This window comes from Paenibacillus sp. cl130 (assembly GCF_900116035.1).
In the GTDB taxonomy this organism is placed as follows: domain Bacteria; phylum Bacillota; class Bacilli; order Paenibacillales; family Paenibacillaceae; genus Paenibacillus; species Paenibacillus polymyxa_B.
Window position 1 is genome coordinate 349237 of the sequence record NZ_FOYG01000003.1, and the last position, 15450, is coordinate 364686.

The following is a 15450-nucleotide window of genomic DNA, read 5'->3' on the forward strand; positions in this document are numbered from 1 at the left end:
TGATCTGTTCAGACTGGAAAAAACCTCCGACGCAACGGGGGTTTTTTTGTTGTTTACAAAATTCCCTCTGATCTATACAGAAGTTTGGCACAGAACTTGCATCATAGATATATGTGGAGAGAAACAAAGGGGGTGAGACAGATGATCGGTGTAATTGTTGGGACACACGGGAAATTTTCTGAAGAAATACTGAGGTCAACAGAAATGGTTTTCGGCCAATTGGATAATGTGGCAGGTGTTACGTTTGAACCAGGTGAAAGTGTCAGCGGACTTGTAGAGAAATATAAGGCTGCGTTGGCATCGCTGGATTGGACGGACGGTGTTATCTTCCTTGTTGATCTATTCGGCGGCAGTCCTTATAATGCTGCCAGCCGAATTGCAGTTAACCATGAAAAAATGGATATTGTGACAGGAGTAAACCTGCCAATGATCGTTGACCTTCTTGCAAACAGAGGGATTGAACAAGTAGAGAATTTGGTAAATCTAGCGATACATGCGGGGCACGATTCCATGATGTCTTTTCGTGCCATTCGAAACAGTCAATTAGAGGAGGAATTATAGAATGGAAATTGCATTAGTTCGTATTGATGACCGTCTGATTCACGGTCAGGTGGCGACCGTTTGGGTGAAAGAAGCGAAGTGCAACAAGATCATCGCGGTTAGCGATGAAGTCGCAGCGGATACATTACGCAAAACCTTATTGCTTCAGGTGTCGCCGCCTGGAATTAAGGCGTATGTCGTAACGATTAACAAAGCGATAGAGGCTTATAATAACCCCAAATACAGTGATTTTAAAACATTGTTCCTCTTTACCAACCCTACGGATGTACTGCGGGTTGTAGAAGGGGGAGTACCCATCCGCTCGGTGAATGTTGGAGGAATGTGTTTTAAGGAAGGAAAGACACAGATTACCGGGGCGGTATCCGTAAACCAACAGGATGTAGATGCATTTCGTAAGCTGCATGAAAGAGGCATTGAGCTGGAAATCAGAAAAGTAGCCAGTGATCCGAAAATCAACTTGATTACCAAACTGCAGGATTTGTGATCGTAAATACCAGGCGGCAACTAGAGAGGAGTTATAGAAATGACTGTTTTTCAAATTGTGATGGTAACACTGGTAGCGGCCATATGTGGCATGGGTAGCGTTCTAGATGAAGGGCAAACCCATCGTCCTCTGATTGCGTGTACGTTGATTGGCCTTGTCCTTGGCGATCTCAAAACTGGCATTATACTTGGCGGTACTCTGGAATTAATGGCTTTGGGATGGATGAATGTAGGAGCATCCATGGCACCAGACGCTGCTCTAGCCAGTGTGGTTTCAACCATTTTGGTCATCGTCGGCCATCAATCGATCGGCGCCGGAATTGCCGTTGCGATTCCAATTGCAGCCGCCGGACAAGTGCTTACCATTTTTGTCAGGACGATTACTGTCTTCTTCCAGCATTTAGCTGATAAGTATGCGGAATCTGCAAATTTCAAAGGAATTGAGCTATGTCACTTTATTGCCTTACTTTTGCAAGGTCTGCGCGTTGCTTTGCCCGCTGTTTTGGTGGCAGTTGCCGCAGAAACGGGCCTGGTGACTGCTATGCTTAACGCAATTCCGGAGGTAATCACAAGAGGACTACAAATTGCGGGCGGCTTTATCGTAGTCGTAGGGTATGCGATGGTCATTAATATGATGGCAGCCAAATACCTGATGCCATTCTTCTTTCTGGGCTTTGTCATTGCAGCTTTTACCAGCATTAATCTGGTTGGTTTTGGGGTCATTGGCGCGGTTCTGGCTCTGCTTTACATCCAGCTGAGCCCAAAATACAACCAGCGTAATGAGAAGATGGAAGAAATTGAAGAGTTATAGTAACTACCTGAAGGGAGAGGAGAGCACTATGAAAGAAAAGAAGCTGACTAAAAGTGATTTAAATAAGATGTTTGTCCGTTCATGCTTCCTGTTAGGCTCGTTCAATTTTGAGCGAATGCAGTCGATCGGTTTCTGTGTCACCTTGATCCCTGCGATTAAGCGGCTGTACAGCAAGAAAGAAGATCAAAAAGAGGCATTGAAAAGACATCTGGAATTTTTCAACACTCAACCGTTTATCTCGGCGCCTATTATGGGTGTAACGGCTGCGATGGAAGAGCAGAAAGCAAGCGGCCAGCCGATTGACAATGCCACCATAAGTGGAGTCAAAGTCGGTTTAATGGGACCCCTTGCGGGAGTGGGTGACCCCATTTACTGGGGGACTTTACGCCCGGTTCTGGCTGCACTCGGAGCCTCAATCGCCTTATCCGGCAGCCTTGTCGGACCGGTTCTTTTCTTCCTTCTCTTTAACACCGCACGCTTGGCAACGAAATGGTACGGTCTGAAATACGGTTATCACAAAGGTACGGAGATTGTCTCCGATATGTCTGGAAACCGGTTGCAAAAACTCACAGAGTCAGCCTCCATACTGGGGCTTTTCGTTATGGGCGCACTTGTTTCCAAATGGACCACCCTGAATGTGCCGCTGGTGGTATCAAGATATGTGGGAACGGATGGAAAAGAGGTTATTACGACCGTTCAGATGATTTTGGATCAATTGATGCCCGGACTTTTACCACTATTATTGACCTTTTTATGCATGAGGCTACTGAAAAAGAAAGTGAACGCAATCGCTCTGATTTTTGCTTTATTCGCAGTAGGCATTATTGGGTACGCATTTGGGGTTTTGGCTTAAAACGTGCCGGTCAGGGAGTCATCCTTGGCCGGACTTTGTCGGATTTTTGTGACCAAAACAGCGTAAACATAAGAAATTGAGTTATAGAGATAAATGTAAACGCTTTATTTGTGATGTTAAGAATAACACTAGGTGTTCAAAATATTAAAAGAGGATGTGAAAGATGGTGAAGAGGAAGTTAAGTATGCTGCTTATTTGCTTTATGGTATTTAGTTTACCATTAACTCCCGCCTTTGCAGCGGATCTTGGTTATTACGATGAAACTTACCGTAATCAGATTCATTTTTCGCCTGAGGCTAACTGGATGAACGACCCGAATGGAATGGTTTATTATAAGGGTGAATATCATCTTTTTTACCAGTATCATCCTTATGGGACGAAATGGGGACCGATGCATTGGGGGCATGCGGTGAGCAAAGACCTTATTCATTGGAAACATTTACCGATTGCGTTATATCCAGATGAAAACGGTCAGATTTTCTCGGGAAGTGCTGTGATCGATTGGAACAATACAGCAGGGTTCGGAAAAGAAGCGATGGTTGCGATCTTCACTCATTCCGGGGATAACGGCCAGGTTCAAAGCATTGCGTACAGCTTAGATAGAGGCAGAACCTGGACCAAGTATGAAGGAAATCCGGTAATGCCGGATCCCCCGATATCGGATTGGCGAGACCCTAAAGTATTCTGGCATGAAGACTCCAGACAATGGGTGATGTCTTTGGCCGCAGCGAATAAAGTAATGTTGTATACTTCCCCCAATTTAAAACAGTGGACCTATGCAAGCGAATTTGGTGAAGATAACGGAATACAGGCCAACAGTGTGGATACCACTTCGTACGCTATGTCTTCACAGGAAGGCGGTTCATTCACCTATGAGGGAGATATTACCCTTAATAAAAAGAATGGCAGGGAAGGCTCAGGAGGTCTGGTTTTTCGTGCTGACAAGAATGCGAAAAACGGTTATGTCGTCAGCCTGGATGCCAAAAATGATGTCGTTACTTTAAATAAGAATGTCGATGGATCGAATACAGAAATTGCTAGCAAGTCTTTAACCCTGGGAACCTCATCAACTTACAACGTGCAGGTAGACGTATATGGTCATGACATTCAGGTGTTTATAGATAATCAGTCTGTAATTAAAGAAACGGATACTGAATTTGATTATGGTTATTACGGTCTGACCGCCTGGAATTCAACAGCTTCCTTCCGAAATGTGAATTTCAAGAACACCTCTAACTTTGCAACCAATCTATCTAATTGGACAGCTGTAACCGGCCGGTGGGAAGATACCATGGAGGGGAAAAGCGGTACATCTGCAGATGATGCTTTTATCATAAGTGGTAAGACTGGGGACAACTTTATATATAATGCGATTATAGATTTGTCAGAGGGAGGAGATGAAACAGGATCACTTGTTTTCCGGACGGATGCTGATGCGAAAAATGGATATATGGCGAGTATCGATGCTTTAAACGATAAAGTGAAAATTGTGAAAATGGAAGACGGGAATAAAACGGTTCTGGCTGAAACCACAGTAACGCTGGATACTTATCAAAGCCATGATTTAAAAGTGAGCACATTTGGAACAAATATAAAGATGTATCTGGACGGAAATCTCATTCATGATATCGATGATGCAACCTTCCTGTCCGGCCATTTTGGATTACATCTTTTGCACTCTTCTGCGATATTTCAGGATGTTCAACTGGGTAGAAATATCATGACCGATGAGAAAGAAATCATCAATCATGATTTTGAAACAGGCGATTTAACCGGATGGACGGTGACCCAGGGTGATACTTTTTCGAATGATCATGTATCCAGTGAAGCGACTTATTGGGGTGGACCCTTCGGACATGAGGGGAATTATCACTTGTGGGGATATTCCAAGCTTCACGAGGGAGATGAAGCAACGGGTGAACTGCATTCCTCCTATTTTAAATTAAGCGGATCCGGAGAAATCAATCTGTTACTAGGAGCAGGCGATGATGGCGACAATACCTATGTATCATTGGTCAGAGCAGCCGACGATCAAGAATTGATCCGCCAGGCCAATATAAAATTTAATGAAGAAAAATATTCAAAATACGTATGGGACGCGTCCAAATATATTGGTGAAGTATTATATATCAAGGTAGTAGACCATGCCAAAGATGGTTACGGTCATATAAATGTTGATGATGTTAATGTTTATAATGAAGGGACCATATCGGATAAAGTTGACCAGGTTGCAAAAGAGCCGGAGAAAACAGATATGAAACAAAGCGGTCTCCTCACAGATTGGTCCGCTGTTTCTGGACAGTGGATTCCTTCCACAAACGGCAGCATCGGAGGAGTATGGGAATGTCCTACGTTAGTCGAATTGCCGGTTGATGGCGATCCTTCAAAAAGAAAGTGGGTCCTACAGGTAAGTATAAATGATGGTGCTCCGGCAGGCGGATCGGGCATGCAGTATTTTGTAGGCAGCTTTGACGGTAAAACGTTTAAAAATGAAAATACTTCCGATAAAGTGTTATGGACTGACTATGGCGCTGATTTTTATGCTGCTGTGGATTGGAGTGGAGTAGAAGGGAAGAAGGGTGAGAAATATTGGCTCGGCTGGATGAGTAATTGGAAGTATGCCAACGATACACCCACCTCAACGTGGAGAAGTTCAACAACACTGCCGCGGAAGATGGAGCTCACTCAAACCACAAAGGGTCTACGTTTAAAACAAACCCCTATTTCGCTAAAAAGCATTCGTGACAGAGGGGATCGTATATCGTATACCAATAAAATGATATCGGGTAACAGCCATCTTCTTTCTAATTTATCAGAAGATACATTTGAACTGATCGCTTTGTTTGATGTATCGGATACTAAGGCAACAGAATTTGGCTTCAAGATCCGTGAAGGAGGTGAGCAATATACTACTGTCGGTTACGATGTCTACAACGAACAATTATTTGTAGACCGGACTCATTCAGGAGATTTCGATTACGGAAGTAGTGTAGTTGGCAAGCATGAGGGACCATTACAGGCAAAAAACGGCACGGTTAAATTGCAGGTAATTGTTGATAGATCAGCTGTAGAGGTGTTCGGTAATGATGGTACGACCGTGATTACCGATCAGATATTCGCGGATTCTGCAAGCAAAGGATTAAAAATTTATAGTAAGGGCGGAAATGTGAAGCTGAAATCTTTGGACCTATATCCTCTAAAGAGTGTATGGAAAGAAAAGAACTCTTCTTTTAAATCAAACTTATCAGGTTGGACCATCGTTAACGGGAACTGGGCGGACACCATTCATGGAAAACAGGGACAGAGTAAGGGAGATGCTTTCATAGTATCAAAAGTGACCGGTAGGAATTTTGTATATGAAGCCAATATAAACGTGCCAGATACAGATTCCCACCCCGGTAATTCTGAAAAAGATTTGATAGATAACTCCATTGGAGCAGGTTCATTGGTTTTTCGTTCTGACTTAACTGCAAAGAATTCGTATGCAGCAAATGTTGATATAAAAAATAATATTGTAAAATTAATTAAATTTGTTGATGGAACCGGATATGAAATTGCGACATATAACAATGATGGAAAACTGGATTTACAGCCAAATACAGATTATCATCTCAAAGTAGAAGCGCAAGGCGACATCACTAAGGTTTATTTGAACAATAAATTAGTTATCGACACAAAAGATCAAACTTATAAAGAAGGAAACTTTGGTCTCAATGTATGGGATACAACGGCTTTTTTTAATGAAGTTAAAGTGAAACTAAAACATAAAGATGAATGATTAAAGTTGGTTAAATAATGACATTTGTATCTCTATGAGTTTAGTTTGTGTCGCCGCGCAGCAGCGACACAAACTTTTTTTACATCGACACAAAGTTTCCAATCAAAACTACCCTTATAAAATCCAAGCTTAAGCAGGGAAATTACAGAAGCGGTTATGATTGAAGACGATACCTTCTATATATGGGTTGAAGAATACATAAGAAGACATTCGATATTTTTGATGAAATCCAAGTATGTAATGTTGGTATCGGAACTGGAGATTGAAGTGTTCCCTGAATATCCGTTTTTCATCAGCAAAATCAGAAAATAATCAGGCTAAGTGTAAATTGACTTAATGCAACCACTCTATTTGTATAGGCTTGGTTGCACAATTTTTGGTACTTCGCGAATAATTTTTTCTTTCATTTGCGATATAAAAGTTTTCATTTTCATCGACCAAGCTTTTCGTCATTCATTGGAAGGTGCCCTGATCAGCAGCATCTTTCCAATGAACGACGGATCTCTACATAAAAAGGTGTCCAGCGACCTTAGAGATCGTCGAACACCTTTGCAGTTCTTACGTTCCTTGATTCAACCTTGCGCTACGAAACGATTAACTTCTTCCAACGACGGCAAGGCTGCAATCGCTCCAACTTTAGTGCACACGATGGCGCCAACTTGATTGGCAAGTGTCACAAATTCCTGCTGCTGCTTCGCGTTAGAGGTAAATGCCTTAGGCTGACTCAACTGGCTGATTTGATACAGCATTGCTCCGACGAAGGCATCTCCGGCACCAGTAGAGTCGATCGATTTGACAGCAATGCTGCCGACTAACGAACGGGAGGCACCACTTGAGATGAGGGTTCCTTCTTTCCCCAAGGTAACTGCCACCGTCTTGGCTCCCAACCCATGCAAAAGATCCAATGAAGCATCGCGGTCAGCCAGCCCTGTAATGATGTTTAATTCCTCTTCGCTTACCTTTACCAAATCCGCATTGTGTATTCCTCTTCTGGACAGTGTGATAAATTCCTCCTGCCTGTCTTTCCAGAGGTCTCCCCGGTAATTGGGATCAAAGGAGGTGAATTGCCCATTGGCCTTCGCTCCATCCAATAAAGACAAATACGCTTCTCGGAAAGGATCGGCGAGCAAGGCCGTTGCCGAGCCAAAATGCAGAATGGCAGCCTGCCGGGTCCATTCTCTATTAATGTCCTGCAGAGACAGTTGACGGTCAGCTCCGCGGTTGAACACGAAATCCCGTTCGCCGTTAGCGGCAAGGGAAACAAAGGCCAGTGTAGTCGGAGTTGCCGGATCAAAAAGGAGCATGGACGTATCCACATGCTGCTCATCCAGAGTTTGCTTCAGGTACATGCCAAAGGGATCGGCTCCGACTTTTCCCAAGAATGACGCTTTTCCTCCGAGTTTGGCTACGGCTGCGCTTACATTTGCCGGAGCACCGCCGGCCTGCTTGGAGAAATGCTGACCCTTGGCAAGATTGACATCAATATCCGTGCAGAAAAAATCAATAAGCAGCTCGCCGACACAAAGAACCGTTCCGTCATTTTTCACATTAATTCACCTCTTGGTAGATTTAGTTTAGAACAGGCGTCGAGTCCCGGTATACGATATCCGTTGCAACATGAGTCACTCGGTATGGCATGGTATTGTCTTTGATTCTGGACAATAACATTTCGGCTGAAATAATACCCATCTGACTACTATAAATATGCACGGTTGTAAGATGAGGCTCGACAACCCGGGATTCCGAAGCATCATCGAACCCGCAGACAGCAACATCTTCCGGAACTTTAATCCCTTTGTTTTTCAAAGATTTGATCACGCTGATGGCAATGAAATCATTGGCACAAATAAAGACGGAGGGACACTCCCTCAGGGCATCCAACTGCTGTTCCATCCAGTTCTCCTCTATAAAGAAGTTGCGGTCAGGCGCTACAATGCTATGAGCAGGATCTACGGCGATTCCTGCTTCAGCTAAGGCCTTATTAAATCCGGTCCAGCGTTCATTGAAGCTTTTGCAGTGATTGTAATCGCCTACAAAACCGAAGCTTTCATAGCCATGATTAATTAATTTCCGGGTAACACAGTATGTGCTGTGTTCATTTTCCATTAATACCAGATCCGCCTTCAATTCTGGATACATCATATCCGCAGCGCAATCAATAAAAATGGTTGGGATGCAAAGATCTGTGATCATCTTGCTGTATTCCTTGCTGAACATTTCGATGCAGAAGATGCCAGCCACATTCGAAGATTCGAAATTGCCGGGCAGGGTCATCGAATTGATATCGTTCTCACGGACAAAATAAATGGATAATGTATAGCCCTGGTTGCTGATTTCCTTCTCCAGCCCGCTGATCAGTAGCGATCCAAAGTGTGAACTATTGGGAAGATTACAGGTCAAAAGTGCGATATTGCCCTGTTTTTCAGAGGCTGTTTCCATATAAGAAAATTGTTTATATTTAAGCTCCACTGCCTTTTTGATCACCTTGTCCCTCGTTACGGCAGGAATATTCTCTACTCCATTAAGCGCCTTGGATGCAGTGTTTCTAGAAATCCCCAAGGCATCAGCGATATCTTGTATCGTAACCTTTGACTTTCTCGTCATTTTGTTCACCTTATTCTCCGAATTAAGATTCTCCATATTTCTAAATATATAGTATTTTCATGTTTTTAACAATGAATTTATTCAAATGAACAATAAAAATTTACATTTGTTTATTTATATCGTGTGTTTTTGATGTATTTTTGCTAAAAACATTATAATTATCTTGAAATATGCTTTTTGAATGAATTTATTCACCCGAAATATATTGACTAATTAAATATACATCTGCTAAATTGTAAGAGTAAAAAATGTTCAAATGTAAATTGTAAACCCATTCATTTTGGGGATATGTAAAATTCTAGTTCTGTTGGAGGTGTGGATATTACAAGCAAGTATTTGAAAACATCTTGGTGAATTATGTCAGAGAGGTGACATAACATGGCTTATATTTTGTGTCGTATAACAAGCCGTGAACAGTAGGAGGGAAAACATTGGGGAATTCGATCGTTCAAAAAAGGGGACTAAAGGCTTCAGAAACAAAAAAAAGAAACCATTGGTTAAGCTACATGGTTCGAAATTATATATTGTATTTGTTTCTGCTTCCGTCCATAATTCTTACCGTCATTTTCAAGTATGTTCCCATGTACGGCTCGATCATTGCGTTTAAAAATTTCAGCCCAAGAAAAGGAATCATGGGCAGCGAATGGGTTGGATTTGAACATTTTCAGCGGTTTCTTTCATCGCCAAATTTTTATGACATTTTAATGAATACGCTTAAATTAAGCGCTTACGGTCTTATTCTCGGTTTCCCAGTACCGATTATTCTGGCCTTAATGCTAAATCTGATCAGAGGAGCGAAGCTCAAGAAGAATATTCAGCTTATTGTATACGCACCTAACTTCATCTCGGTTGTTGTTGTTGCCGGTATGCTGTTTGTTTTTCTATCGCCAGCTGGAATAGTGAACGCTTTGGTAACAACCTTCACCGGCAAGCCGATTTCTTTTATGACTGATCCCGCCTATTTCCGAACGGTATATATTTTGTCCGGTATATGGCAAACAGCGGGCTGGTCCTCTATCATTTATGTGGCCACCTTAGCCAATGTGGACCCGCAGTTGCATGACGCTGCAACAATTGATGGGGCTTCATTGATGAAGAGAATCTTCCACATTGATCTGCCAGCTCTTAAACCCGTCATGGCCGTCCTGTTCATTCTCGCTGCAGGAGGTATTATGTCGATCGGCTATGAAAAGGCTTACCTGATGCAGACGGCTCTGAACACACCAACCTCGGAAATCATCGCGACTTACGTATACAAGGTGGGGTTGCAATCCGGCGATTATGCTTATTCTACGGCAATCGGATTGTTCAATTCCGTAATTAATGTAGTCCTGTTGATTTTCGTAAATACCGTCGTCAAGAAGCTGAACGAAGGAGAAGGGCTGTATTAAAGAAGGAGGTATTTATGGATATTCATTACACCGGGAAGGACCGGATTCTGCTCATTATCAATTATATTCTACTTGGTTTTTTTGTTCTCGCTATTCTGTTACCGCTGGTCTATGTGGTGCTTTCGTCCTTTTTAACTCCAAATACCCTGATTACCAAAGGGTTTGCCATTACATCATCAGACTGGACACTCACGGGATATGCCAAAATCCTAAGCAACAGTGCCATGATCCGCGGTTTTTTTAATGCTATTTTTTATTCAGCAGCCTTTGCGTTCGCAACCGTATTATTTTCCGTCTTCGCGGCTTATCCGCTTGCGATTGAAGAGTTGGTAGGGAAACGGTCCATTATGATCTTTTTCCTGATAACGATGTTTTTCGGTGGCGGTCTGATTCCTACCTATCTGGTGATTAAGGATTTAGGCATGTTGAATACGGTCTGGGCCATTATTCTACCCGGCTCGATCAGCGTATTCAATATTATTCTGGCAAAGACTTATTTCCAGGGACTTCCGAAAGAGCTGTTCCAGGCGGCGAGTATAGACGGAGCTTCCGAGCTCAGTATTTTCTTCAAAATCGTCCTGCCGCTTTCCAAGCCTATTATTTTTGTTCTAGCTTTATACGCTTTTGTCGGACAGTGGAATTCTTATTTCGACGCCATGATTTATTTGGATGATCCGAAGCTGTTTCCGCTTCAACTGGTACTCCGCTCCATTTTGATACAGAATCAGGTTCAGCCCGGCATGATTGCCGATGCGATGGCACAAGCGGAGCTTAAGAAATTGTCTGAAATGATTAAGTACTCTGCCATTGTCATATCAAGTTTGCCTTTGATTGTCATGTATCCATTCTTCCAGAAGTATTTCGAAAAGGGTGTCATGGTAGGTTCGATCAAATAAAAAACCGGGGGTATAGAGATGAAAAAAACATTACTAACTTTGTCTGTGTTGGTACTTTCTACTTCACTGCTTGCCGGATGTGGCGGTTCAGGCAATAATTCCGCGGCATCCGAAGATTACAAGCTGGAAAATGTTACTCTGCCGCTTAAAGAGAAAGTTACTTTGCATTTTATGACTCAAAGCTCGCCGCTGGCACCTTCCGATCCAAATGAAAAGTTGATTTATAAAAGACTGGAAGAAAAAACAGGGGTGCATATCGATTTTACCAACTTCACCTCCGATTCCTTCATTGAAAAAAGAAACCTAGCTGTTGCCAGTGGAGATCTTCCAGATGCCATACTGGATGCCGGCTATTCCGACTATGATTTGTTGAACCTCGGACAGGATGGAACCATTATCCCTCTGGAGGATTTGATTAATAAATACATGCCGAATCTACAGAAGGTATTGAAGGAAGCACCTGAGTACAAATCCATGATAACTGCACAGGACGGGCATATTTATGCTTTTCCTTGGATTGAAGAGCTGGGGGCCGGGAAGGAGAGCATTCATTCTGTAAACGACATGCCATGGATCAATGTGGAGTGGCTGAAAAAGCTGGGACTTAAAATGCCAAAAACCACCGAGGATTTAAAAAAAGTTCTGCTCGCATTTAAAAATGACGACCCTAACGGAAATGGCCAGGCGGATGAAATCCCGCTGTCCTTTATACTCAATAACGGCAATGAGGACCTGAATTTTCTGTTTGGATCATTTGGTCTTGGGGACAACGGCGATCATACTGTAGTGACCAATGAGGGGAAAGTGGTCTTCACTGCCGATCAGGACGGTTATAAAGAGGGGATCAAATACCTTAATGAGCTTTATAAGCTGAACCTGATTGACGAAGAGTCATTCGAGCAGGATTACAATACGTATCTGGCCAAAGGACAGAATGAAAAATATGGTCTCTATTTTCAATGGGATAAGGCGAACATTTCAGGAGACAACGATAAATATGAATTGATGAATCCGCTCGCGGGGCCAAGCGGTGAAGTCAATGTGACCCGCACGAACAATCTCGGCTTTGACCGGGGGAGAATGGTGATTACCAGTGACAACAAAAATCTTGAGCTTACAGCAAAATGGATTGACCAACTGTATGAACCCATCCAGTCCGTACAGGACAACTGGGGCACCTACGGCGACAAAACTCAGCAGAACATTTTTGAATACGATGAAGCGAGTCATATGCTGAAGCATCTTCCGCTTAAGGGAACTGCGCCAGTCGAGCTGCGTCAAAAAACGAATATCGGTGGTCCATTAGCAATTCTTGACGAATATTACGGAAAAGTAACGACCAAGCCCGACGATGCAGTGGGGAGGCTCGAGCTCATAAAGAAAAGACTCGTTCCTTATATGAAGGCTGACCATAATTTCCCGAAAGTCTTCTTCTCGCTGGAGGATCAGAAGCAGATCTCCACACTGGAAACCGATTTGTTTGCTTACGTTAACCGCAAACGGGCAGAATGGATCAAAACAGGAAAAGTGGAAGAAGAATGGGCGGAATATAAGGCCGAGCTGTCCAGACTGGGACTAGACAAATGGCTGGAAATCAAGCAGAAAGGCTACGACCGATATCTTAAAGATCAAGGCTGAAATATATAAAAGGTGGTTGGGGCTGTTAAACACCTTATCAACAATCAATAGGAGAGTGGATACCATTAAAGACATGTTCCTAACGGACGACAGTAGCAGCAGAAAAGGATCACGAAACAGTTATTATAGGGAGACATACAGGCCTCAATTCCACTATTCACCTGAGAAAAATTGGATGAACGATCCCAACGGCTTGGTTTACTATGAAGGAGAGTACCACCTGTTCTACCAGCATACGCCCCATGATACGCAGCCTGACTTTGGCCGCATGCATTGGGGGCATGCGGTAAGTAAGGATCTAATACATTGGGACGAACTCTCACCGGCAATTCCGCCTGGAGAGGACGGAGCGATCTTCTCGGGAAGTGCGGTGGTGGATAAGAACAATACAAGCGGATTTTTCAACGAAGAAGGATCAGGATTGGTTGCAATTTATACGAATGAGGGCAACAGGGCTCAGCCCGGCAAGCCGCAGGTGCAAAGCATTGCTTACAGCAGGGATAAAGGTCGAACCTGGACAAAATATGAAGGTAACCCGGTTTTATTCCCAATGGAAACGCTAGACTTTCGTGATCCGAAGGTGTTTTGGCATGATGAATCGTCGATGTGGATAATGGTCCTTGCCGTAAGAGAACGTGTAGAATTTTACACATCTCCAAACCTGAAAGAATGGTCTTTTGCAAGCGAATTCGGTTCTGACATTCCGCATATCCACCGAGGGATATTTGAATGTCCTGATATATTTCAAATCCAAGTGGATGAGGATCCTAATACCACAAAGTGGATTCTGATGCTAAGTGTCGGGGATAGAAATGGTGTGAATCCAGATGATCCGGAACCACCGGCAGGTGGTTCTGGCATGATGTATTTCATAGGCAACTTTGACGGTAAGGCATTTGCTCTGGATGGAACGTTGGAATCTTTCGATACTATTAAATGGGTAGACTACGGATCAGACTTTTACGCGGCCGTGACCTGGAATGGGATTCCAAACGAGGACGGTCGAAAGATTTGGGTCGGCTGGATGAACAATTGGCGTTATGGTACCACGCTACCTTCAGAGAAATGGCGTGGCAAGATGTCAATTCCTCGTGAGCTACAGCTTAGGACTTATCCGGAGGGGCTTCACTTAATCCAAGCACCCATAAGTGAATTAAGTCAGCTAAGAAAACCAATTTTGTCTCTGCAAGACTTGACGATTAAGCCAGGTATGAACGTGTTGTCTGATTTCTCTGCTGCAAAGGCAGAAATTATTGCAGAATTTGAAATCAGCACTGCCGTGGAATTCGGGTTCAAAGTGCGGAAGTCTTCTAATCAGGAGACGATCATTGGATATAATATCTCGAATGGGGAGTTGTTTGTCGATCGGACGAAGTCGAGCGCCATTGATTTTCATTCCGATTTCACAGCAATACACAAGGCCCCTATGAAGCCAGAGCATGGACGGGTACAACTGAGTATTTACGTGGATTGGTCAAGTGTCGAGGTCTTCGGAAATCATGGAGAAACAATCATTTCAGACATGATTTTCCCGGACCTGGAAAGCAGGGGGCTGGAACTCTATGCCATTGGCGGAGAACTAAGGGTCGTATCGCTTCAAATCAATGATCTAGTAAGCATTTGGGGAAATGAGAATGTTTAGACGTTAACTATTGATATCATTCAAATTTTAATTATCTCACGACGGAACTCGTTAAGCATTGGCTTGATTCGACGAAGTGGTTACAGCCCGGTTGCGTGCATCCGTATCTGAAACTTGGTCCTCAAAACCAATTAAAGTAACATTTTTCTGCCTGGACACGTAACACCCGGTCGGCTCACAACCGTATCGGGTGTTTTCATATCCTTGGAAAGTTAGCAGAACTCGAAAGACGACCACGGAGCAATCTCATTAAAAGTGAATAAGGGCGATTGCTCTGCAGTGGTGAAAGGCGTAAGAATCTGTCCGTGCATGCCCTGGTCAATTATCCTCAATTATAATTTCCATAAGAGAGAGAAGATTATAATTGATGGTCTTGAGTTCTTTGAACTTAATAAGAGATACGATATGTTAGAAATCAAGTTTTCATTTCTTGAATATACTCTAGCTGATAGAACGGGAAAGAAAAAGAACGATATTTAGAAGTGATTTCGAGTGTATCAAATGAAGATCAAACATGGAAATTAATAAAACATGATTTTATAAGGTTATATGTTTATAGGATATGGGGTGGCAATACAGTCTCCCAAGTTAGAATAATTCGCCACGTTTAAAATCCCCATTACTGCAAGTTGAAAATGCATCTCATCCATAAGGCTGCTTAGGAAATGGCTTAGCAGTTAATACAGATAATTAACCCTTCCGTATGACCTAGCTCAGGCAAATTGTGCTCCAATATGTGTTATTCCATATCTATTACCTCTATTAGGTAGTATCACCTAAATAAGAGATATTA

11 protein-coding genes and 1 pseudogene are annotated in these 15450 nt (G+C 43.0%); 10 read left to right on the forward strand and 2 right to left on the reverse strand.

The window, feature by feature from the left end:
• The first annotated feature begins 141 nt into the window (after window positions 1–141).
• The 6 genes and pseudogenes from BM358_RS10790 (at window position 142) to BM358_RS27155 (ending at window position 6486) form a co-directional block, all read left to right on the forward strand.
• Window positions 142–561, forward strand: coding sequence for a PTS sugar transporter subunit IIA (locus tag BM358_RS10790; protein WP_013309476.1), 420 nt, complete (start codon window positions 142–144; stop codon window positions 559–561).
• A 1-nt stretch (window position 562) separates the two neighbouring features.
• On the forward strand, window positions 563–1045 hold the full coding sequence (locus tag BM358_RS10795) for a mannose/fructose/sorbose PTS transporter subunit IIB (RefSeq protein ID WP_023988665.1): 483 nt from the start codon (window positions 563–565) through the stop codon (window positions 1043–1045).
• Between the two features lie 39 nt (window positions 1046–1084).
• Window positions 1085–1855: a PTS mannose/fructose/sorbose transporter subunit IIC gene (locus BM358_RS10800; protein WP_023988666.1), complete on the forward strand. Its 771-nt coding sequence runs from the start codon at window positions 1085–1087 to the stop codon at window positions 1853–1855.
• Window positions 1856–1883: 28 nt separating this feature from the next.
• On the forward strand, window positions 1884–2708 hold the full coding sequence (gene manZ, locus BM358_RS10805) for a PTS mannose transporter subunit IID (protein WP_013309479.1): 825 nt from the start codon (window positions 1884–1886) through the stop codon (window positions 2706–2708).
• A gap of 202 nt (window positions 2709–2910) precedes the next feature.
• Window positions 2911–3513: pseudogene (locus BM358_RS27150) on the forward strand (glycoside hydrolase family 32 protein); the annotation flags it as partial.
• A gap of 645 nt (window positions 3514–4158) precedes the next feature.
• Window positions 4159–6486, forward strand: a complete 2328-nt coding sequence (locus BM358_RS27155) for a glycoside hydrolase family 32 protein (protein ID WP_370671145.1) — start codon at window positions 4159–4161, stop codon at window positions 6484–6486.
• A 572-nt stretch (window positions 6487–7058) separates the two neighbouring features.
• Here BM358_RS27155 and BM358_RS10815 read toward each other — a convergent pair.
• Window positions 7059–8033: a carbohydrate kinase family protein gene (locus BM358_RS10815; protein WP_028541255.1), complete on the reverse strand. Its 975-nt coding sequence runs from the start codon at window positions 8031–8033 to the stop codon at window positions 7059–7061.
• Between the two features lie 22 nt (window positions 8034–8055).
• Window positions 8056–9090: a LacI family DNA-binding transcriptional regulator gene (locus BM358_RS10820; protein WP_028541254.1), complete on the reverse strand. Its 1035-nt coding sequence runs from the start codon at window positions 9088–9090 to the stop codon at window positions 8056–8058.
• Window positions 9091–9596: 506 nt separating this feature from the next.
• Here BM358_RS10820 and BM358_RS10825 point away from each other — a divergent pair.
• From BM358_RS10825 to BM358_RS10840, 4 genes are all read left to right on the forward strand, one after another.
• Complete coding sequence (locus BM358_RS10825; protein WP_226887819.1) at window positions 9597–10481, forward strand: ABC transporter permease; 885 nt, start codon at window positions 9597–9599, stop codon at window positions 10479–10481.
• A 14-nt stretch (window positions 10482–10495) separates the two neighbouring features.
• The gene (locus BM358_RS10830; RefSeq protein ID WP_028541253.1) at window positions 10496–11377 is read left to right on the forward strand and encodes a carbohydrate ABC transporter permease; all 882 of its coding nucleotides are present in this window, start codon (window positions 10496–10498) and stop codon (window positions 11375–11377) included.
• Between the two features lie 18 nt (window positions 11378–11395).
• Entirely contained in the window at window positions 11396–13015 is a 1620-nt protein-coding gene (locus tag BM358_RS10835) for an ABC transporter substrate-binding protein (protein ID WP_023988674.1), read from the forward strand.
• 73 nt (window positions 13016–13088) lie between these two features.
• Window positions 13089–14657: a glycoside hydrolase family 32 protein gene (locus BM358_RS10840; RefSeq protein WP_256253357.1), complete on the forward strand. Its 1569-nt coding sequence runs from the start codon at window positions 13089–13091 to the stop codon at window positions 14655–14657.
• Window positions 14658–15450: the final 793 nt, after the last annotated feature.

What these genes read in the sequence shown, in the direction of transcription:
- BM358_RS10790 (WP_013309476.1), top strand. Translation starts at nt 142, where the DNA reads ATGATCGGTGTAATTGTTGGGACACACGGGAAATTTTCTGAAGAAATA.
- BM358_RS10795 (WP_023988665.1), top strand. Translation starts at nt 563, where the DNA reads ATGGAAATTGCATTAGTTCGTATTGATGACCGTCTGATTCACGGTCAG.
- BM358_RS10800 (WP_023988666.1), top strand. Translation starts at nt 1,085, where the DNA reads ATGACTGTTTTTCAAATTGTGATGGTAACACTGGTAGCGGCCATATGT.
- manZ (WP_013309479.1), top strand. Translation starts at nt 1,884, where the DNA reads ATGAAAGAAAAGAAGCTGACTAAAAGTGATTTAAATAAGATGTTTGTC.
- BM358_RS27155 (WP_370671145.1), top strand. Translation starts at nt 4,159, where the DNA reads ATGGCGAGTATCGATGCTTTAAACGATAAAGTGAAAATTGTGAAAATG.
- BM358_RS10820 (WP_028541254.1), bottom strand. Translation starts at nt 9,090, where the DNA reads ATGACGAGAAAGTCAAAGGTTACGATACAAGATATCGCTGATGCCTTG.
- BM358_RS10825 (WP_226887819.1), top strand. Translation starts at nt 9,597, where the DNA reads ATGGTTCGAAATTATATATTGTATTTGTTTCTGCTTCCGTCCATAATT.
- BM358_RS10830 (WP_028541253.1), top strand. Translation starts at nt 10,496, where the DNA reads ATGGATATTCATTACACCGGGAAGGACCGGATTCTGCTCATTATCAAT.
- BM358_RS10835 (WP_023988674.1), top strand. Translation starts at nt 11,396, where the DNA reads ATGAAAAAAACATTACTAACTTTGTCTGTGTTGGTACTTTCTACTTCA.
- BM358_RS10840 (WP_256253357.1), top strand. Translation starts at nt 13,089, where the DNA reads ATGTTCCTAACGGACGACAGTAGCAGCAGAAAAGGATCACGAAACAGT.